This window comes from Streptomyces sp. NBC_01476, from assembly GCF_036227265.1.
Classification (GTDB): domain Bacteria; phylum Actinomycetota; class Actinomycetes; order Streptomycetales; family Streptomycetaceae; genus Actinacidiphila.
Genome location: NZ_CP109446.1, coordinates 3,034,139 through 3,053,356 on the forward strand (window position 1 = coordinate 3,034,139; position 19,218 = coordinate 3,053,356).

16 protein-coding genes are annotated in these 19,218 nt (G+C 72.6%); 6 read left to right on the forward strand and 10 right to left on the reverse strand.

Annotation, left to right across the window (positions count from 1 at the left end; genetic code table 11):
- Positions 1 to 46: 46 nt before the first annotated feature.
- From OG552_RS13530 to hutU, 3 genes are read right to left on the reverse strand one after another with little or no spacing between them, the layout of a single operon-like run.
- Positions 47 to 1,390 (reverse strand): formimidoylglutamate deiminase, encoded by a 1,344-nt coding sequence (locus OG552_RS13530; protein WP_329132592.1) that lies wholly within the window; start codon positions 1,388 to 1,390, stop codon positions 47 to 49.
- Entirely contained in the window at positions 1,381 to 2,637 is a 1,257-nt protein-coding gene (locus tag OG552_RS13535; RefSeq protein WP_329132594.1) for an allantoate amidohydrolase, read from the reverse strand. The genes OG552_RS13530 and OG552_RS13535 overlap by 10 nt, the downstream gene beginning before the upstream one ends.
- Entirely contained in the window at positions 2,630 to 4,297 is a 1,668-nt protein-coding gene (hutU, locus tag OG552_RS13540) for a urocanate hydratase (protein ID WP_329132596.1), read from the reverse strand. The genes OG552_RS13535 and hutU overlap by 8 nt, the downstream gene beginning before the upstream one ends.
- Positions 4,298 to 4,459: 162 nt before the next feature.
- Between hutU and OG552_RS13545 the strand changes: the two genes are divergently transcribed.
- Positions 4,460 to 5,788, forward strand: coding sequence for a diaminopimelate decarboxylase (locus OG552_RS13545; protein ID WP_329132598.1), 1,329 nt, complete (start codon positions 4,460 to 4,462; stop codon positions 5,786 to 5,788).
- 149 nt (positions 5,789 to 5,937) lie between these two features.
- Here the strand turns inward: OG552_RS13545 and OG552_RS13550 are convergent, their stop codons facing one another.
- The 5 genes from OG552_RS13550 to OG552_RS13570 form a co-directional block, all read right to left on the reverse strand.
- Positions 5,938 to 6,528, reverse strand: coding sequence for a hypothetical protein (locus OG552_RS13550; RefSeq protein ID WP_329132600.1), 591 nt, complete (start codon positions 6,526 to 6,528; stop codon positions 5,938 to 5,940).
- A 179-nt stretch (positions 6,529 to 6,707) separates the two neighbouring features.
- A complete protein-coding gene (locus OG552_RS13555) occupies positions 6,708 to 7,598 on the reverse strand; it encodes a MurR/RpiR family transcriptional regulator (RefSeq protein WP_329132602.1) in 891 nt (296 codons plus the stop codon).
- A gap of 110 nt (positions 7,599 to 7,708) precedes the next feature.
- Positions 7,709 to 8,137, reverse strand: a complete 429-nt coding sequence (locus OG552_RS13560; protein ID WP_329132603.1) for a hypothetical protein — start codon at positions 8,135 to 8,137, stop codon at positions 7,709 to 7,711.
- A gap of 131 nt (positions 8,138 to 8,268) precedes the next feature.
- On the reverse strand, positions 8,269 to 10,488 hold the full coding sequence (locus tag OG552_RS13565; RefSeq protein WP_329132605.1) for an MMPL family transporter: 2,220 nt from the start codon (positions 10,486 to 10,488) through the stop codon (positions 8,269 to 8,271).
- A 189-nt stretch (positions 10,489 to 10,677) separates the two neighbouring features.
- On the reverse strand, positions 10,678 to 12,009 hold the full coding sequence (locus OG552_RS13570) for an acyl-CoA synthetase (RefSeq protein ID WP_329132607.1): 1,332 nt from the start codon (positions 12,007 to 12,009) through the stop codon (positions 10,678 to 10,680).
- Between the two features lie 89 nt (positions 12,010 to 12,098).
- On the opposite strand from OG552_RS13570, the gene OG552_RS13575 reads away from it, so the two are divergent.
- A complete protein-coding gene (locus OG552_RS13575) occupies positions 12,099 to 12,521 on the forward strand; it encodes a hypothetical protein (protein WP_329132609.1) in 423 nt (140 codons plus the stop codon).
- Positions 12,522 to 12,891: 370 nt separating this feature from the next.
- On the opposite strand, the gene OG552_RS13580 is transcribed toward OG552_RS13575, so the two are convergent.
- Positions 12,892 to 14,277 (reverse strand): cystathionine beta-synthase, encoded by a 1,386-nt coding sequence (locus OG552_RS13580; RefSeq protein WP_329132611.1) that lies wholly within the window; start codon positions 14,275 to 14,277, stop codon positions 12,892 to 12,894.
- Positions 14,278 to 14,428: 151 nt separating this feature from the next.
- Between OG552_RS13580 and OG552_RS13585 the strand changes: the two genes are divergently transcribed.
- From OG552_RS13585 to OG552_RS13595, 3 genes are all read left to right on the forward strand, one after another.
- A complete protein-coding gene (locus tag OG552_RS13585; protein ID WP_329132613.1) occupies positions 14,429 to 15,457 on the forward strand; it encodes an SGNH/GDSL hydrolase family protein in 1,029 nt (342 codons plus the stop codon).
- A gap of 568 nt (positions 15,458 to 16,025) precedes the next feature.
- Complete coding sequence (locus OG552_RS13590; protein ID WP_329132615.1) at positions 16,026 to 17,246, forward strand: acetyl-CoA C-acetyltransferase; 1,221 nt, start codon at positions 16,026 to 16,028, stop codon at positions 17,244 to 17,246.
- Positions 17,247 to 17,584: 338 nt separating this feature from the next.
- Complete coding sequence (locus OG552_RS13595; RefSeq protein WP_329132616.1) at positions 17,585 to 18,409, forward strand: hypothetical protein; 825 nt, start codon at positions 17,585 to 17,587, stop codon at positions 18,407 to 18,409.
- Between the two features lie 34 nt (positions 18,410 to 18,443).
- Here the strand turns inward: OG552_RS13595 and OG552_RS13600 are convergent, their stop codons facing one another.
- Positions 18,444 to 18,767, reverse strand: a complete 324-nt coding sequence (locus OG552_RS13600) for a hypothetical protein (protein WP_329132618.1) — start codon at positions 18,765 to 18,767, stop codon at positions 18,444 to 18,446.
- A 156-nt stretch (positions 18,768 to 18,923) separates the two neighbouring features.
- Here OG552_RS13600 and OG552_RS13605 point away from each other — a divergent pair, with 156 nt between their 5' ends.
- Entirely contained in the window at positions 18,924 to 19,157 is a 234-nt protein-coding gene (locus tag OG552_RS13605; RefSeq protein ID WP_329132620.1) for a DUF4287 domain-containing protein, read from the forward strand.
- Positions 19,158 to 19,218 lie beyond the last annotated feature (61 nt).

The following is a 19,218-nucleotide window of genomic DNA, read 5'->3' on the forward strand; positions in this document are numbered from 1 at the left end:
GCCTTCTCTTTCTCGTTCCGAAGGGGCCGCGGGCCGGCCGCGGGGGTCAACTGCGGGCCGCGGCGATCGCCTTGGAGAGTGCGCCGGGCACGTCGTCCACGAGCTGGTGGACTCCGTCGCGGACGATCTGCCGGCCGGCCACCACGGTGTGCCGGACATCCGCTCCGGTCGCCGCGAATACGGCTGTCTCGGCGCCCAGCCGGGGCGCGGGTCCCGCGGTGCGTACCGACTCCAGCGTGATCGTGGTGAAGTCGGCGAGCGCGCCGGCTTCCAGGCGCCCCGCGTCGGGCCAGCCGAGGCTCGCGTGGCCGTCCTCACCGGCGGCGCGGAGCAGCTGAGCCGCCGTCCAGTGGCCACGGGTCCTGCTGCGCAGCCGCTCGTCGAGCTCCAGCGCCCGCGCCTCCTCGAACATGTCGATCACCGCGTGGCTGTCGCTGCCCAGGCTCAACAGGCAGCCGGCGCGCCGCAGTTGGGGCGCCGGTCCGATGCCGTCGGCGAGGTCCCGCTCGGTGGTGGGGCACATGCACACGGTGGTGTCCGAACGGCCGAGCAGGCCGATGTCCTCACCGGTGAGGTGGGTGGCGTGCACCGCGGTGGTGTTGCGGCCCCAGAAGCCGGAGTCGGCGAGCAGCCGGGCGGGGGTGCGGCCGTGCACGGCGACGCAGGCGTCGTTCTCCGCGGGCTGTTCGGACAGGTGGATGTGCACCGGCACCAGACGCATCCGCTCGGCGAAGACCGCGTAGCCGTCGCGGTCGGAGAAGGCCCGCACCGAGTGCAGCGCCGCGCCGATCCTGACCTGGTCGCCGCCTTTGAGCCGCAGCCAGCGCTGGTACCAGCGGTCCGCGGTGCCGTCGCCGAACCGGCTCTGGACGCCTTCCAGGGGCCGGTAGCCGCCGCGGACGAGGCCGCCGTGCAGATAGGCGGTGTCGAGCAGGGTGATCCGGATGCCGGCCTCCTGCGCGGCGGCGATCAGCGCCTCGCCCATGGCGTTGGGGTTGTCGTACGGGGCGCCGCCGTGCTGGTGGTGCAGGTAGTGGAATTCGCCGACGCAGGTGATGCCGGCCAACGCCATTTCGGCGTACACCGCGCGGGCCAGGTCGAAGTAGGAGTCGGGGGTGAGGTGGAAGGCGACGGAGTACATGATGTCGCGCCAGGTCCAGAAGGTGCCGGTGCCGACCTGGACGGTGCCGCGCAGCGCCCGGTGGAAGGCGTGGCTGTGCGCGTTGGCCAGGCCCGGCAGGGTCAGGCCGCGCAGCACGGTCGCGCCGGGCGGCGGCGCCTCCACACCCGTGCGCATCTGGGTGATCCTGCCGTCGGTCGTGACCAGGGCGACGTCCGGTTCCACATGTTCGTCGAGCCAGGCGTGCTCCAGCCAGTACGTCACCTGCACGCGAGACCCTCCAGTACGTCGGCCAGTGCGGTGACCCCGGCGGCGCAGTCGTCCTCGTCCGCCGACTCCGCCGGGGAGTGCGAGACGCCGGTGGGGTTCCGTACGAACAGCATGGCGGTCGGCACGGCCGCGGAGAGGATTCCGGCGTCGTGTCCCGCACCCGTCGGCAGAACGGGTACGGCGTCCGGGCCGGAGCGCGTGATGAGGGAGGTGAGGCGGTCGCGCAACGCGTGGGCGAACTCGACCACCGGGGTGAAGGATTCCCTGACCACCTCGACGTCCACCCCGTCGCGGGCTCCGCGCTCGCGGGCGGCCTGCTCGATGGCGGCGACGAGGCCGGCGAGGGTGTCCTCGTCGGCGGCGCGCGAGTCGAGCCAGCCGCGGACCAGGGAGGCGATGGCGTTGACGCCGTTGGGTTCGACGGCGACCTTGCCGAAGGTGGCGAGCGCCCCCGCCAGCCGGGCCTTCTTGCGGGCGGCGAGCACGGTGTTGGCGTAGGTGAGCATCGGGTCGTGGCGGTCTTCGAGGCGGGTGGTGCCGGCGTGATTGGCCTCGCCGCGGAAGTCGAAGCGCCAGCGGCCGTGCGGCCAGATCGCCGAGGCGACGCCGACCCGGGCGCCCTGGAGGTCCAGCGCCCGGCCCTGCTCGACGTGCAGTTCCACGAAGGCGTCGACGCGGGCGAGGCGTTCAGGGTCGGGGCCGATCGCCTCCGGGTCGTAGCCGGCCCGCTCCATGGCCGCGGCCAGCGTGACACCGTCGGCGTCGCGCAGTTCCCTGGCCCCGGCCGGGGTGAGCTGACCCGCGCTCAGCCGGGAGCCGACGCAGGCGAGGCCGAAGCGGGCGCCTTCCTCGTCGCCGAAGTTGACGACGGCCAGCGGCTTGCGCGGGGTGGCGCCGCGGGCCCGCAGCTCGTCCAGGGCGGCGAACGCGGAGACCACACCGAGCGGGCCGTCAAAGGCGCCGCCGTCCGGCACCGAGTCCAGGTGGGAGCCGGTCAGGACCGCCCCGCCGGCCAGCGGGTCGCCGAGCCAGGCCCACTGGTTGCCGTTGCGGTCCACTTCGTAGGTGAGGCCGCGAGCCTTTGCCTGTTCCCTGAACCAGGCACGGCAGTCGGTGTCCGCCGGCGTCCAGGCGTAGCGGCGGTAGCCGCCGGACGCCGCGCTGCGCCCGAGCGGAAGGAGGTCCCGCCACATCGTGTGGAACCCCGGCGGGCCGCCGGCCGGACGGCCCGGCGTACCGTCACTCATCGACGGTGCCCTCCCGCATGGGGATGCGCACGCCCCTGTCGGCGGCGACCTCCTCCGCGCGTTCGTAGCCCGCGTCCACGTGCCGGATGACGCCCATCCCGGGGTCGTTGGTGAGCACCCGCCGGATCTTCTCGCCGGCCAGCGCCGTGCCGTCGGCCACCGTGACCTGGCCGGCGTGGATGCTGCGGCCGATGCCGACGCCGCCGCCGTGGTGGATGGAAACCCAGGAGGCACCGGAGGCGACGTTCACCATCGCGTTGAGGAGCGGCCAGTCGGCGATGGCGTCGGAGCCGTCGAGCATCGCCTCGGTCTCGCGGTAGGGGGAGGCGACCGAGCCGGCGTCGAGGTGGTCGCGGCCGATGACGATGGGGGCTTTGAGGGTGCCGTCGGCGACCATCTCGTTGAAGCGTTCGCCGGCCCGGTCGCGTTCGCCGTAGCCGAGCCAGCAGATGCGGGCCGGCAGGCCCTGGAAGTGGACGCGTTCGCCGGCCAGCCGGATCCAGCGGGCCAGCGACTCGTTTTCCGGGAAGAGGTCGAGGATCGCCCGGTCGGTGGCGGCGATGTCGGCCGGGTCGCCGGAGAGCGCGGCCCAGCGGAAGGGGCCCTTGCCCTCGCTGAAGAGCGGGCGGATGTAGGCGGGGACGAAGCCGGGGAAGGCGAAGGCGCGGTCGTAGCCGGCCAGCCGGGCCTCGCCGCGGATGGAGTTGCCGTAGTCGAACACCTCGGCGCCCGCGTCCTGGAAGCCGACCATCGCCTCGACGTGCCGGGCCATCGACTCGCGGGCCCGCTCGGTGAACTCGGCGGGCTTCTCGGCCGCGTACCGCGCCATGTCGGCGAAGTCGACGCCGAGCGGGAGGTAGGCCAGGGGGTCGTGCGCGGAGGTCTGGTCGGTGACGATGTCGATCGGCGCCCGCATGGCGAGCAGTCGCGGCACGAGGTCGGCCGCGTTGCCGAGGACGCCGATGGACAGCGGCCTGCGGGCGTCGCGGGCCTCGGTGGCCAGTCGCAGGGCCTCGTCGAGGGAGTCGGCCCTGACGTCGAGGTAGCGGTGCTCGATCCGGCGGTCGATGGCGCGCGGGTCGCAGTCGACACAGATCACGACGCCGTCGTTCATGGTGACGGCGAGCGGCTGGGCGCCGCCCATGCCGCCGAGTCCGGCGGTGAGGGTGATGGTGCCGGCCAGGGTGCCGTTGAACTTCTTGGCGGCGACGGCGGCGAAGGTCTCGTAGGTGCCCTGGAGGATGCCCTGGGTGCCGATGTAGATCCACGACCCGGCAGTCATCTGCCCGTACATCGTCAGGCCGAGCGCTTCGAGGCGGCGGAACTCCTCCCAGGTGGCCCAGTCGCCGACCAGGTTGGAGTTGGCGATGAGCACCCGGGGCGCCCACTCGTGGGTCTGCATGACGCCGACCGGGCGGCCGGACTGGACGAGCATGGTCTCGTCCTGCTTGAGGCCGCGCAGGGTGCGGACCATGGCGTCGAAGGAGTTCCAGTCCCGGGCCGCCTTGCCGGTCCCGCCGTAGACCACCAGCTTGTCGGGGTGTTCCGCCACCTCGGGGTCGAGGTTGTTCTGCAGCATCCGCAGCGCGGCTTCCTGCGGCCATCCCAGCGCGCTCAGTTCCGTGCCGCGCGGTGCGCGTACCGGCCTCGGTCCCGTCATCGGTCCGGCCTCCTCGTCGTGGTGCGGTGCCTCGTGGTGTTTTTCATTCACATCCTGTCCAGCTGAATACCCCTAGTCAACGGGGTGCCTCCGGCCGGTGGCGCCGCGGCCCGGCCGGGGGCGGTTGGCGGGACCCCGGGCCGGGATGATGGTATGGACGTCATGACGGATGAGCTGGGGATACGGCGGGAGCGCGCGCTGCGTGCGGCGGTGGAGCAGGGACTGGTGAGCGAGGGCGAACCGGTCGTCGGACTGCTGGACGTCACGGGCATCGAACACGCGACGACCGCACTGCAGGCCGCCTTCGCCACACCCGGCGTCGAGATCACCCACACCTTCGCCGTCAAGGCCGCCTCACTCGTCCCGGTGCTGGCACTGCTCGGCGCGTGCGGACTCGGCGCGGAGGTGGCCAGCCCCGGTGAGCTGGCGCTGGCCAGGGCGGCCGGCATCCCGGCCGGCCGGACGGTGCTCGACTCCCCCGCCAAGACGGTCTCGGAACTGCGCCAGGCGCTGGTGCTCGGCGTCGCGGTGAACGCCGACAATCCGCAGGAACTCGCCCGGATCGACGCGCTGCGCACGGCGGTGCCCGGCACCGCGGCACCGGTCGGGCTGCGGGTCAACCCGCAGGTCGGCGGCGGCACCATCGGGGCGATGAGTACCGCGACCGCCACCTCCAAGTTCGGGGTGGCGCTGCGCGACCCGGGGGCCGAGGAGTGGGTGCTGCGCGCCTACGCCGAACGTCCCTGGCTCAACCGCCTGCACACCCACACCGGTTCCCAGGGTGTGCCGCTCGACCTGATGGCCGCCGGGGTCCGGGCCGCGTACGAACTCGCCGAGCGGATCAACCAGGCCGCCGGACGGCAGCAGATCACCGTCCTCGACATCGGTGGCGGGCTGCCGGTCAACTTCGGCTCCGACGAGACGACCCCCGCCTTCGCCGACTACGCCGGCCTGCTGCGCCGCGAGATCCCCGGGCTCTTCGACGGCCGCTACGGTCTGGTCACCGAGTTCGGCCGCTCGCTGCTGGCCAAGAACGGCTCGGTGCTGGCCAGGGTGGAGTACGCCAAGTCGGCCGGCGGGCGGCCCATCGCGGTCACCCACGCGGGCGCCCAGGTCGCCACCAGGACCGTCTTCGTCCCCGACGCCTGGCCGCTGCGCGTCCTCGCGCTGGACGAGAAGGGCCGCCCGAAGGACGGCGACCCGGTGGTCCAGGACGTCGCGGGCCCGTGCTGCTTCGCGGGCGACCTGGTGGCCAAGGGACGTCCCCTCCCGCTGCTGGCGGCCGGTGACCACGTGGCGCTGCTGGACACCGGCGCCTACTACTTCTCCAACCACTTCGCCTACAACTCGCTGCCGCGCCCCGCCGTGTGGGGCTACGCCGTGCACGCGGACGGCAAGGTCGCCTTCAGCCCGGTCCGCACCGCGCAGACCGAGGCCGAACTCCTCACCGAGAGCGGCGCCGGGCTGCCGCCGCTGCACCGGGGGCAGTGAAGCCGGCAGGGCCGCACGACGACTGCTGACGGCCGCCGGGGCGCGGGACGGACGGCCGGAGCATCGCTGCCTTCCGAGGTGTCCCGCGCCCCCCCACGGTGTCCCGCGCGTCCCGCGCCCCCGCCGTACGCGACGAGGCAGCCGGCCGGTCAGCGGCTGACGGCCATCCGGTTCCGGGCGGAGTTGCCGGGGCCGGCCGGTCCGCGCCGGCGGCCGCCACCGGGGGCCGCGTCACCCGCGGCGATGCCGGTCAGCTGGTACGCGTCCTGCTTGCCGTCGGGACGCACCCAGAGCAGGGCGTCCTTGGACCGTTCGATCCGGGCCACCCGGCGGCTCTTGGCCCACAGGCCCGCGCCCGCGCCGCCCATCAGCATCCCGCCCGCGCACGGCAGCAGCACCGACGACCCGGCGGCGACCACGAACGCCGCCAGCAGCCACCAGCGGCGCCGCCGCAGCCAGGCCCGCGCGGTCACCCGGCGGTCCTGCAGGAACACCGACTTGGCGGCCCGCGAGGCGGCGGCGGCCCGCTGCCCGTACCGCCCGCCGCGGATGAAGTACGCCGCCAGCGCCGCCAGGATGAACAGGGCGGCTCCTGCCATCACCCCGATACGGCGTCCGGTCGGACTGAACGTCACCGCCGTCCCCGGCACCGCGGCGATCACCCCCAGCCACCACAACCAGCACGCCGCCGCGCGTACCGTCACCGCCACCCGCGCCAATGTGTAGGCCCCGCGCACCACGTCGCGCTCCCTCCTCTTCGTGTCAGGACTCAGCACTCGTCACAGCACTCGTCACAGGACTCGTCTCAGCGATTGCTCGGGAGAGTACTTCGGGTTTCTCAGATTTTCGTTAAGACGTCCAGACCCGGAGCCGGGAAGAGAACCGGAGCTGGGCAGAGAAGGCGAATCCGGCCCGGGCGTCAGTCGACGAACATGCCGCGGGCGGCGGCGTGCGCGTCGAACTCCTCCAGCCGGGCCTGCGCGTCCGGCAGCCCGTCGCAGATCGCCTCCAGCAGCGCCCGGCCCAGCAGCATGGGCGCGCACGCGGTGTCGAAGACCAGGCCGGTGCCGACGGCGGCCGGGAGCAGCAGGTCGCTGTGCGCGGCGACCGGCGCGAAGGCGCTGTCCGCGACGGTCACCACGGTCAGGCCCGCGGCTCGCGCGTAGGCCAGGGCGTCGACCACCTCGCGGGGGTGACGCGGCAGCGCGAAGCAGAGCAGGGCCGAGGCCCCGGCCCGTACGGCCGCGTCGATCCGGTCCTCCAGCATCGTGCCGCCCTCGTCCAGCAGCCGCACATCGGGGTGGACCTTCGCGGCGAAGTAGACGAAGCCGCGGGCCTGGGCGCCCGACGCGCGCAGGCCGAGCACCGGCAGCGGGCAGGAGCCGGCCAGCAGCGCGCCGGCCCGCGCGACGGGTCCGGGGTCGGCGAGCAGCGCGGCCAGCTGCCGCAGGTTCTCGATCTCGGCGTGCACGGCTTGCTGGTACGCGTTGGAGGCGGCGGCGTCCGGCGGCAGCTGGGCGGGCGTCACCTCGCGCAGGTGCCGGCGCAGCGCCGGATAGCCGTCGAACCCGAGGGCGACCGCGAACCGGGTCACCGAGGGCTGGCTGACGCCGGCGAGTTCGGCGACCTCCACGCTGGAGAGGAACGGGGCCTCTTCCGCCTTTCCGACCAGGCTGTGGGCGATGCGGCGCTGAGTGGGGGTCAGCCGGTGTGCTTCGAAGAGCCTCAGCAACCGGCCGGAGGCGTCGGCTCCGCCGCCCGCGGGGTGGCTGACCGTCCGGTCGGCTCCGCCGTCGTCCGCTTCCTTCATCCTGTCCCGTCCCTGACCCGTGGCCCACCGGCCGTTATTCACTCCTGCTCGACTCTGCATGAACCTATGCAGTCAGGCAAGACGGGGTGCCGTCTCCCGCGGCGCGGACCCTACGGGGCGGGGGTGCAGTGCCAGGAGGGGGCGGTGGATTCCGCGTGGACGCCGTAGAGGGCGACGAGTTCGAAGAGGAGGGGGAGCGTCCCGCAGACGCATATGCACAACGCGAGGGTGCCCTGCCAGGAGGCTGAGCCGCGGTGGCCGGTGCGGGCGGCGGCGCGGAAGAGGAGGCCGCAGAGCACGGGCCCCGCCAGCCCGCAGAGGAGCGCCGGCCAGGCCAGGGCGAACAGGGTCCAGGGCACCGGGAGGTGATGGCAGAGCGCGTCCGCCCGCCTGCCGTGCCGATCGTCCAGCACCGCCGTGCCGATCAGCAGGAACAGGCCGAGCACGACCAGCCCGGGCGCGGCCAGCACCTGCCGGCGCCAGCGCGCCGTCGGACCCGGCCCCGGCCCCCATGCCGCTTCGGTCACTTCCCCCGTCACCGCAGCCCCCGTCATCCCAGCCCCCCGTGGCCGTATGCGTACCCCCGGACGATTCCACCAGCCTAAGGGAAAGGGCCGGACAGGTGATCGACACCTGTCCGGCCCTGTGGACAACTACGCCGCCGGAAGACTCAGCGGCGCTGCCCCGACTCGTCCAGCTCGTGCGGCCCCTGGCCCTCGCCGGCCGGCGGCGGCTGGTGCCCGTCGCCCGCATCCTGGCCCGCACCCTCGGCCGTACCGGTGAGCACCTTCGCCGTGTCGCGGTCCGCGTGCCCCGGCCACCAGGCGGCGTGCCCGATGAGCGCGGTGAGGCTCGGCGTGAAGAACATCGCCATCACGAACGCCGCCACCACGATGCCGAAGGCGATCGCGAAGCCCATCTCGGTCAGGAACGAGTTGCCGGAGAGCATCAAGGTGGCGAAGGTGGCCGCCAGGATGAACCCGGCCGCACCGATCGTCGGCCCCGCGTGCCGCAGCGCCGCCGCGGCGGCCTCCCGTGGCTCCTTGCCTTCGCGGGCTTCCTCTCTCAGCCGGGCGATCATCAGGATGTTGTAGTCGGTACCGATGGCGACCACGAACAGATACATGATGATCGGCAGCAGGAAGATCAGCCCGTCGCCGCGGCCGAAGATCAGCACCGTGGCACCGAGCGTCGCGCCGAAGCCGAGCGCCACCGAGGCGATCAGGTACCAGGGCGCCACCACACTGCGCAGCAGCAGCCCCAGGATCACCATGATCAGGATCGCCGCGACCGGGAAGACCGTGCGGTAGTCGTGGTCCACGGCGGCGTTGATGTCCCGGTAGATCGACGACGTACCGCCGACCACCGCCTCGGTTCCCGGCGGCGCGTTGTCGGACGCGACCGTCCTGACCTTGCCCACCGCCGAGATCGCCTGGTCACTGGCGCCGGAGTACTTCAGCGTCAGGTTGAACAGCGCGGTGGTCCGGTCCTTGTTGAGACCGGTCTTCTGGTCGAAGGTCGCGTCCGCGACACCGTCGGCCCCGGCGAGCTTGTCCTTGTACGCGGTGAAGTCCACGCCGGACAGCGGCTTGCCGTCGGTGCTGGTGAGGAAGACCGAGGTCGGGTCCGCGGCGCCGGCCGAGTACACCTTCTGCATGGTGTCCTGGACGACCATCGACTCCTTCGTCTTCGGGATGGACCCGGAGGCGAGGTCGTAGTTGGCCTTGTAGCCGAGCGTGCCCAGCGCCAGCAGCACCATCACCAGGCCGGAGACGATCGCCACCATGCCGGACTTGCGGCCGAGCAGCCGGCCGATCGCGCCGAACCGGTCGTTGGACGGCTCGTCGCCCCACTTCTTGCCGGGCCAGAAGAGCGCCCGTGGCGGGATCAGCGAGCAGATCGCCGGGAAGAGGGTCAGACCAGCGATCAGGGTGACCGCCACCAGGATGGCCAGCGCCGGGCCGAGCTGGGTGAGGAAGCCGAGGGTGGACAGGGTCAGTGCCAGGAAGGAGATGATCACCGCGCCGGCCGCCGAGGCGATCGCCTCGCCGACCCTGGTGACGCTGTTGACCATCGCCTGCTTGGGTTCGTCACCGAGCCGCAGCCGTTCCCGGTACCGGAACATCAAGAAGAGGAAGTAGTCCGTACCGACACCCAGCACCACCACGATGAGCAGCGCGGACAGCGAGTTGTTCGCCTTCAGCCCGAAGAGCTTGGTGGCGTCGGCGACCAGCGCGTTGGAGGTGGTGTAGACGAGGCCGGTGAGGATGATCAGCGGCATGATGGCGATGATCGGCGACCGGAAGATGATCAGCAGCGTGATGATGATGATCAGCAGCGAGCCGATCAGCGCCACCGCGTCCGAGGTCTGTCCGGCGTCCTGCTGGTCCAGGGACTGCGCGGCCTGACCACCGACCTGCACCTTCAGATCGGTGCCCTTGGCGAGGTCCTTGGAGTCGGTCCGCAGCGCCTTGGCCGCGTCGGCCTGCTTGGGCTGGCCGGCCGACTCCTTGTTCATCTGGACCAGCGCCGTCTCGTACTTGCCGTCCTTCGACGGGGTACCGGCGATGACCTTCTGGACCTGGTCGATCTTCTTCTGACCCAGGCCGCTGGTGATCTTGGTGATGTCCGCCTTGTCGGCGGCGGTCAGCGGGGCGTTGTCGCTGCGCTGGTAGAGGACGATCGCTGACGGGGTGAAGGCCGCGGGGAACGCCTTCTCCTGCAGGTCCATCGCCTTGATCGACTGGTAGCTGCTGGGGAGGAAGCTACTCTCGTCGCTGTTCGACGGCAGACTTGGCGCGGTGGCGATGATCGCGACGGCTGCTACGAGCCACGCGACAATCGTCCAGACGGGATGGCGGACGACGGCGCGTCCGATGCGGTGGAACATGCGGTGCTGCCTCCATGGCAGGACGTATCACCACCACCCTTTGGAGCGGGACCCGGGTATTGGCGACCCGGACGGTGCGTACGCCGCCGTCCGGTGGTTGTCATTTCGTGGGTGGGTTCTGTTCGGCCCGATCTTACTTGCCGCCCGGCAAGTATCAACAATGGACCCCCAGGGCCCCCATCCTTCCGCTCACAGCGGCGGCAGCAACCTCTTTTGCGGCTTCCCCATCGCGTTGCGGGGCAGCTCCGGCAGGAAGCGCACCGCCCGGGGGCGCTTGTGCACCGACAGCCGGGAGGCCACGAACTCGGTCAGCTCCGCCGCGCTCACCCCGTCGGCCACCACATAGGCGACGATCTGCTGCCCGAGGTCCGGATGCGGGGCACCGACCACCGCCGCCTCCCGCACCGAGGGGTGGCCGAGCAGGGCGTTCTCCACCTCGCCCGCGCCGATCCGGTAACCGCCGGACTTGATCAGGTCCGTCGAGGCCCGGCCGACGATCCGGTGGGTGCCGTCGGCGTCGATCGCGGCGATGTCGCCGGTACGGAACCAGCCGTCCCCGGTGTACGAGGCCGCGGTCGCCTCCGGCCGCCCGAGGTAGCCGTCGAAGAGCGTGGGGCCGGTCAGCTGCAGCTCGCCGATACCGTCGGCGGCGTCGGCGATCCGGGTGGCGATGCCCGGCAGCGGGGTGCCGACGGCGCCGGGCCGCCGCTCCCCCGCGGCCCGCGCGCTCACCGTGATCAGTGTCTCCGTCATGCCGTAGCGCTCCACCGGCTCGTGGCCGGTCAGCGCGTGCAGGTCGTGGAAGACGGGCGCGGGCAGCGGCGCGCTGCCGGACACCAGCAGGCGGGCGCCGGACAGCGCGCGGGCGGCCTCCTGCTCGCGCGCCACCCGGTGCCAGACGGTGGGCACGCCGAAGTAGAGGCTGCCGCCGGCCGCCGCGTACGCCGCGGGCAGCGGCCGGCCGGTGTGCACCAGCCGGCTGCCGGTGCGCAGTGCGCCGAGCACGCCGAGCACCAGCCCGTGGACATGGAAGAGCGGCAGGCCGTGCACGAGGGTGTCCTCGGCGGTCCACTGCCAGGCGTCGGCCAGCGCGTCCAGGTCGGCGGCGATGGCGGCGCGGGAGACGAGGACGCCCTTGGGCGGCCCGGTCGTGCCCGAGGTGTAGAGCACCAGGGCGGTCTCCCCGGCCGGCTCCTCGCTGAAGTCCGCGCGCTCCGCGAAGTCCACCGGCACCAGCTCGGCGCCGGAGTCCCGCAGGATGTGGGCGCGTTCGTCCGGGCCCGCGTCCGGCGCGACCGGTACCACCGGGACACCCGCGAGGAGCCCGCCGACGACCGCGGCGACCGTCTCCAGGGACGCGGTCGCCTCCACCGCGAACGCCTTGCTGCCCGCCACCCGGCGCGCCACCGCGCCCGCGGCGCCCAGCAGTTCCTCGTACCCGCACGCCCTGCCGTCCACGGTCAGCGCGTCCGCCCGGTCCCGGCTCCCGTACAGCGCGGTGAGCAAGGGCAGGTCGGGCATGGTGATCCTCCTCGGGGACGGCAGACCCCCGGGCCGAATCGGGGGCTAACCCCAGTGTCGCCCACGCCCGCACTGCCTACGGTTGGGCCATGGACGCCCGCGACCCGGAACTCACCAAAGAACTCTCCGCCACCGTGCAGGCCCGCAGAGACCTCGGGGCGGAGTACGAGTCGGAACTGGTCGACTCCTTCATGGACAAGCTGGCCGAGCGTGTCGACAGCCGTGTCGAGCAGCGCGTACGCCGTGAACTGGCCCAGCAGCAGACGTCGTACGCCCGCGCCGACCGCCGTCCCATCGGGCCCCCGCGGCCCGGGCCGCGGTTCGCCCGCTACGGCTTCGCCGGTTTCACCCTGATCGCCGCGATCCCGCTCTCCGCGATCGCCGCCGCCTACGCGCACACGGCCGGCCTCTTCATCGCCTGGGCCGGCATCGTGGGCGTCAACGTCGCCCAGTCCCTCAGCAGCGCGCTGGGCCCGCGCCACAAGGAGGAGGAGAAGGACGACTGGGCCTGAGCACGGGCAAGGACGCCCCCGGGAGAACCGGGCGGACGCCGGGAGAAAAAGAATAGGGCGGGAACCGCCGCACCCCCGGGCTTGACGCCAGAGGGGCGGGACGACGGCGGTTCCCGCCGGGACGCGGGGCCGGGTCAGGGCCGGGCCGTACGCGTCCAGGTGGACCATGGGAGTCCGGGAGCCGCTCCGGAAGCCCTGGCGCCACATTGGTGGGTCGTCCCGGCCGGGGGTGTTCCCGGCCGTTCCGACATCACCAAAGGTGCCTGACTGTTGTTAAGCCCGTGCTGCGCATACGTGTCGCGGGTGTACCAGTTCCACGAATCCCGGGCGGTGTCCGCGGCCGGGGCCCTGCCGGGGCTCTGCCTGGGCCTCAGGCGCCGCCGTGCGCCAGGAAGGCGAGCAGGTCCTGACGGCTCACCACTCCGGTCGGCTTCCCCTCCACCAGCACGATCGCCGCGTCCGCGCCCTCCAGCACCGTCATCAGGTCCGCGACCGGCTCCCCGGAGCCGACCTGCGGCAGCGGCGCGCTGAGGTGCTTGTCCAGCGGGTCGTCCAGCGAGGCGCGCTTGGTGAAGAGCGCGTGCAGCAGTTCCCGTTCCACCACGGAGCCGATCACCTCGGCGGCCATCACGTCCGGGTGCCCGGCGCCGGGCTTGACGACCGGCATCTGCGAGACGCCGTACTCCCGCAGCACCTCGATCGCCTGACCCACCGTCTCGTCCGGGTGCATGTGCACCAGGTTGGGCAGCCCGCCCTCCTTGCGGGAGATGACATCGGCGATCCGCGCCTGCCCCTCGCCCTCGTCGAGGAAGCCGTGCGAGCTCATCCACTCGTCGCTGAAGATCTTCGAGAGGTAGCCGCGCCCGCTGTCCGGCAGCAGCACGACCACCACGTCGTCCGGGCCGAGCCGCTCGGCGACCTTGAGCGCCGCGACGACCGCCATCCCGCAGGAGCCGCCGACCAGCAGACCCTCCTCGCGGGCGAGGCGCCGGGTCATCTGGAAGGAGTCCTTGTCGGAGACCGCGACGATCTCGTCGGCCACCTCCCGGTCGTAGGCGGTCGGCCAGAAGTCCTCACCGACGCCCTCCACCAGGTAGGGCCGGCCGGAGCCGCCACTGTAGACGGAGCCCTCCGGGTCGGCGCCGATCACCTGCACGCGGCCCTCGCTGACGTCCTTGAGGTAGCGGCCGGTGCCGGAGATGGTGCCGCCGGTGCCGACGCCCGCCACGAAGTGGGTGATCCGGCCGTCCGTCTGCTGCCACAGCTCAGGGCCGGTCGAGTGATAGTGGGACAGCGGATTGTTGGGGTTGCTGTACTGGTCCGGCTTCCAGGCGTTGGGCGTCTCGCGCACCAGCCGGTCGGACACGTTGTAGTACGAATCGGGGTGCTCGGGGTCCACCGCGGTCGGGCAGACGACGACCTCGGCGCCGTAGGCCCGGAGCACGTTGATCTTGTCCATCGACACCTTGTCAGGGCAGACGAAGACGCAGTGGTATCCCTTGCGCTGGGCGACCAGGGCCAGGCCGACTCCGGTGTTGCCGGAGGTGGGCTCGACGATGGTGCCGCCGGGCTTGAGCTCGCCGCTGCGCTCCGCGGCCTCGATCATCCGCAGGGCGATGCGGTCCTTGACCGAGCCGCCGGGGTTGAAGTACTCGACCTTGGCGAGGACTGTGGCCTGAATGCCCGCCGTCACGCTGCTGAGCTTCACCAGCGGGGTGTTGCCGACGAGGCTGATCATCGAGTCGTGAAACTGCACCGTTTGTCTCCGGGTTCTCCGAGATGGGTACGGCCAGCCTAGGCGGGAAACGCAAGGGCGCCCGCCAACGTTGGACGTTGACAGTCGTGCCCGTCCGGGCACCTGGTAGTTGTACGGGGCAAGCACTGGGGCAGTGGAGGTGGCCGGCTCGATGTCGAGGGCGAGAGTGGCACGGCGGATCGCGACCGCGGCGGCGTTCGGCGGCGGCGGGATCAGCCTTTTGGGCGGGGCGGCGGTCGGGCTCCTGCTGACGGAGGTCCGGCTGGCCAAAAGGGTGGTCGGCGGCTCGGACGACATCCCGCCGCGGGCGGACGGCCGGTACGGTTCCGCGTTCGCACATCGCACCGGGGAGCCGCCGCTGCGGCTCGCCTTCCTGGGCGATTCGACGGCCGCGGGGCAGGGCGTGCACCGGGCCAGGGAGACGCCCGGGGCGCTGCTCGCCTCCGGCCTCGCGGCGGTCGCCGAGCGGCCGGTGAAGCTGGTGAACGTGGCACTGCCGGGCGCGCAGTCGGACGACCTGGACCGGCAGGTGTCGCTGCTGGTCGATCCGGCGGTGCCGCCGCCGGACGTGGCGGTGATCATGATCGGCGCGAACGATGTGACCCGGCGGATGCCGCTGGTCACGTCGGTGCGGCTGCTGTCGGAGGCGGTACGGCGGCTGCGCGCGGCCGGTACGCAGGTGGTGGTCGGCACGTGTCCCGACCTGGGATCGGTCGAGCCGGTGTACCAGCCGCTGCGGTGGCTCGCCCGGCGGGCCAGCCGCCAGCTGGCGGCGGCGCAGACCATCGCGGTGGTGGGGCTGGGCGGGCGGACGGTCTCGCTGGGCGATCTGCTGGGGCCGGAGTTCGAGGCGAGGCCGCGGGAGCTGTTCGGACCGGACAACTACCACCCCTCCGCCGAGGGGTACGCGACGGCGGCGATGGCGATGCTGCCGACCGTCTGCGCGGTGCTCGGCCTGTGGCCCGAGTCCGACGAGCGGCCCGACGCCCGCCGCGGCGAGGGGTTCCTGCCGGTGGCCCAGGCGGCGGTCGAGGCGGCGTCCGAGGGCGGCACCGAGGTCACGGCGGCGGCGTCCGCCCATGGCCCCCGGGGCCGCTGGGCCCTCCTCAAGCGGCGCCGGCGGCGGCCTCTCTCCGAGGAGCACCCGGAGCCCGAGGCAGCGGTCGAGGGCGCGACCTGACGCGCCCCGCAGAGGCGCGGGGAACTGCGCGGCCGACCCCAGCGCGCCCGCAGCCGGCAACGGTGCGCCGTGCCCCGCAGGGGCGCGAGGAACTGCGCGGCCGGCCCCACCGCGCCCGCAGCCGGCAACGGTGTGCCGTGCCCCGAAGGGGCGCGGGGAACTGCGCGGCCGACCCCACCGCGCCCGCAGCCGGCGACGGTGCGAGCCCCTTGCGGTCGTCGCCGGACCTCGCGCCGGTGGTGGGTTGCTCGCGCAGTTCCGCCCCCAGACTTCGTCCGGGGGGACCCCAGCGCCCCTGTGTGGCACCGCCCGCGGCAAGGCGAGCCCCGTGCGCGCAGCCGCCCGCGGCAAGGGAGCGCCGCGTGCGCAGCCGCCCGCGGCAAGGCGGGCCCGGGCGGGGGCGCCGTGTAGGGCACCGGATTTCCGGGTAGGGCACCCCGCAGGGGTAAGCAAGCGCTCAGAAAGTATCCCGCGTCACAGCCCCGCAAGGGTGACTCACCGCAATACGGGCGGGTAACTTCCCTGAGAGTCCGGACGACCCACCCGCCGCTCGCCGAGGAGTGCCGCGATGCCCGAAGCCGTCATCGTCTCAGCCGCCCGTTCGCCCATCGGGCGCGCCTTCAAGGGTTCCCTCAAGGAGCTGCGCCCCGACGACCTGGCCGCGACGGTCATCCAGACCGCCCTGGCCAAGGTCCCCCAGCTGGACCCGCGGCAGATCGACGACCTGATGCTGGGCTGCGGCCTGCCCGGCGGCGAGCAGGGTTTCAACCTGGGCCGGATCGTCGCCGTGCAGATGGGCATGGACCACCTGCCGGGCTGTACGGTCACCCGCTACTGCTCCTCCTCGCTGCAGACCACCCGGATGGCCCTGCACGCCATCAAGGCAGGCGAGGGCGACGTCTTCATCTCGGCCGGCGTCGAGATGGTCTCCCGCTTCGTCAAGGGCAACTCCGACAGCCTGCCCGACACGATGAACCCGCTCTTCGCCGACGCCCAGGCCCGTACCCAAAAGCGCGCGGAAGAAGGCGGCGGCGAGTGGCACGACCCGCGCGAGGACGGCCTCGTGCCGGACGCGTACATCGCGATGGGCCAGACCGCGGAGAACCTGGCGGCGCTCAAGGGCATCACCCGGCAGGAGCAGGACGAGTTCGGCGTCCGGTCGCAGAATCTCGCCGAGGTCGCCCTGAAGAACGGTTTCTGGGAGCGCGAGATCACCCCGGTGACACTGCCGGACGGCACGGTCGTGGCGAAGGACGACGGCCCGCGGGCGGGCGTGACGCTGGAAGGCGTCGCCGGACTCAAGCCGGTCTTCCGCCCCGACGGCACGGTCACCGCCGGCAACTGCTGCCCGCTCAACGACGGCGCCGCGGCCCTGGTGATCATGTCCGACACCAAGGCGCGCGACCTGGGCATCACCCCGCTGGCCCGGGTGGTCTCGACCGGCGTCTCCGGGCTCTCGCCTGAGATCATGGGCTACGGCCCGGTCGACGCCTCGCAGCAGGCGCTGCGGCGGGCCGGGATGTCCATCGGCGACATCGACCTGGTCGAGATCAACGAGGCGTTCGCCGCGCAGGTGATCCCCTCCTACCGCGACCTCGGCATCGACCTGGACCGGCTGAACGTCAACGGCGGGGCGATCGCGGTCGGCCACCCGTTCGGCATGACCGGCGCCCGGATCACCGGCACCCTCATCAACAGCCTCCAGTTCCACGACAAGCAGTTCGGCCTGGAGACGATGTGCGTGGGCGGCGGCCAGGGCATGGCGATGGTGATCGAGCGCCTCTCCTGAAAGCCGCGGCGCCGGCGCGGCCGCCCGTCCACAGCTTCCCCCGGGACAGCGGCTGGAACAGGACCGATCACCCACAGCGGTCGGCCGGCTGCGTTGCGCACGCTCTGTGACATAAGTCGCAATGAAATCGCCCCCGGGACGTGATTTTCCCCCGGGGGCGAGGTGTTTCCCCAGGTCAGTCAGGTGATTCAGGGATGCCCCAGGCCCCCAGACCGCACCAAATCATGACGTTCCGCACTGCAGAGGCCAGGGGTTTACCGGCAGAGTGATGAGAGGGGAAAGTTTCGTCCACCACTCAGGTGGGCATTGCTCGGGTCGCATCAGTCGGGAGAACGTCAGTGAGTGCCAACTTCACCGTCCTGCTGGTGGCCGCGGGTATCGCCGTGGCCGCGGGTTCCGCCGCCGTGCTCTGCGCCTGTGGCATGCGCCGTGAGCTGACCGCGCTCCGCCGCGATCTGGCCGGCCTGAGCCTGCCGGGGCCGCGCGCCTCCACGGTCGACATACGGACCGCGGTCGCCGACGCCCTGGCCGACGAGCGGGAGCGTGAACTGGCCGAGGCCCGTGCCTTCTGGGCCGAGCAGGAGTCCCGCGAGACCGCCGGTGAGGGGACCTTCTTCCGCGGCGGCCTCTTCGGTTCCACCGCGGACGCCACCGCCGAACCCGCCGCCGACGCCGAGGGCACCGCGGCCGGGACGACCGGCCTGCCGGACTACGAGGTCCCCCCGGTGCTGCCGCAGCTGCCCCACCTGCCGCGGCAGGCCGACTTCGCCGGCCTGGAGCCGGAGGCCCCCGAGGTGACCCTGCCCGCGCCCGGTGCGATCCCGCACCCCTCGGGCCCGGACTTCGCACCCTCCCCGGTGGTCGCCTCCCGCGACCAGACCGCGGACCGGCTCGCCGATCTCGCCGACGCCCGTATCCCGCTCTCCGACGTACGGCCCGGGCCGCTCGGCACGCTCGATGTGTACGTGTTCGCGGACGGCACCACGCTGTGCATGACCCCCGGCCACCGTGAGACCGCCCAGAAGCTCTCCGAGGCACTGGACAGCGGCGAAGTGCCGGTGCTGCGCGGGGGTTCGGCGATAGCGGGGGCGTACGCGCTCACCTTCGCGTACGGCGACGAGAGCGTCTATGTGCTCGCGGACCGCGTGGTGGCCTCCCTCTGAGGCACCGCCACATCCCGCCACATCCCGCCGCCGGTCAGCCGACCGCCCTGGCCGCGGCCGACACCCGGCGCAGCGCCTCGCGCAGCACCTCCTCGGCCCGCGCCGGACCGTGGTCCAGCGCCGCCACCAGTTCATGGCCGGCGACGGCCAGTTGGTCGCCGACCACGAAGACCCCGTCGTCGGGCACCTCACGCGGTTCGCGCCCGGGGAACTCCAGCTCCTGGGCCTGCCGGGCCAGCCAGCGGGCCAGTTCGAGCCCTTCGGCCGCCGCGCCCGCCTGGAGCCGGCGCTGCGGCAGGGCGCGCAGCCGCCCGGAGAGGCGTTCCACGGCGGCGTACAGGGCGGCGCGATCCGACATGGGGCTGACCCTACCCGGGGTGCGCTCAGCACCTCCTGACCCCCGCCGGGCGCGTATCGCACCCCTGTCCACCGGTTGTCCACCCGTCCGTGATGGTTGCCAACGACCCACGGCTCGGGCACGGTGGGGTTACCGGACCACAGACCGGAGGCGCCGATGTACCAAACGCACTTCTCCGACGAGACCCACCGGAATCTGCTCTCCCGTATCCCGCAGTGCACGGGCCGCGAGGTCAGCGACTGGCTCAACGCCCTCGCCGACGGGCCCTCGTTCCTCCGCTTCGACGAAAAAGTGAGCTGGCTGCGCAGCGAGCACGCCCTCTCCCACGGCCACGCGAAGGCCATCGCCCACGAGTACGACCTGCGGCGGGCCGCGCGCAACCTGCTCTAGCCCCGCCCCCCGCCCCCGACACACCACCCTCACACGACGCCGACGGGCCGCCGGGAAGCTC

Bases quoted from the DNA above. Each gene is read 5' to 3' on its own strand.
- OG552_RS13605 (WP_329132620.1), top strand. From the start codon at position 18,924: ATGTACCAAACGCACTTCTCCGACGAGACCCACCGGAATCTGCTCTCC.
- OG552_RS13600 (WP_329132618.1), bottom strand. From the start codon at position 18,767: ATGTCGGATCGCGCCGCCCTGTACGCCGCCGTGGAACGCCTCTCCGGG.
- OG552_RS13565 (WP_329132605.1), bottom strand. From the start codon at position 10,488: ATGTTCCACCGCATCGGACGCGCCGTCGTCCGCCATCCCGTCTGGACG.
- OG552_RS13575 (WP_329132609.1), top strand. From the start codon at position 12,099: ATGGACGCCCGCGACCCGGAACTCACCAAAGAACTCTCCGCCACCGTG.
- OG552_RS13570 (WP_329132607.1), bottom strand. From the start codon at position 12,009: ATGCCCGACCTGCCCTTGCTCACCGCGCTGTACGGGAGCCGGGACCGG.
- OG552_RS13545 (WP_329132598.1), top strand. From the start codon at position 4,460: ATGACGGATGAGCTGGGGATACGGCGGGAGCGCGCGCTGCGTGCGGCG.
- OG552_RS13585 (WP_329132613.1), top strand. From the start codon at position 14,429: ATGTCGAGGGCGAGAGTGGCACGGCGGATCGCGACCGCGGCGGCGTTC.
- hutU (WP_329132596.1), bottom strand. From the start codon at position 4,297: ATGACGGGACCGAGGCCGGTACGCGCACCGCGCGGCACGGAACTGAGC.
- OG552_RS13555 (WP_329132602.1), bottom strand. From the start codon at position 7,598: ATGAAGGAAGCGGACGACGGCGGAGCCGACCGGACGGTCAGCCACCCC.
- OG552_RS13535 (WP_329132594.1), bottom strand. From the start codon at position 2,637: ATGAGTGACGGTACGCCGGGCCGTCCGGCCGGCGGCCCGCCGGGGTTC.
- OG552_RS13590 (WP_329132615.1), top strand. From the start codon at position 16,026: ATGCCCGAAGCCGTCATCGTCTCAGCCGCCCGTTCGCCCATCGGGCGC.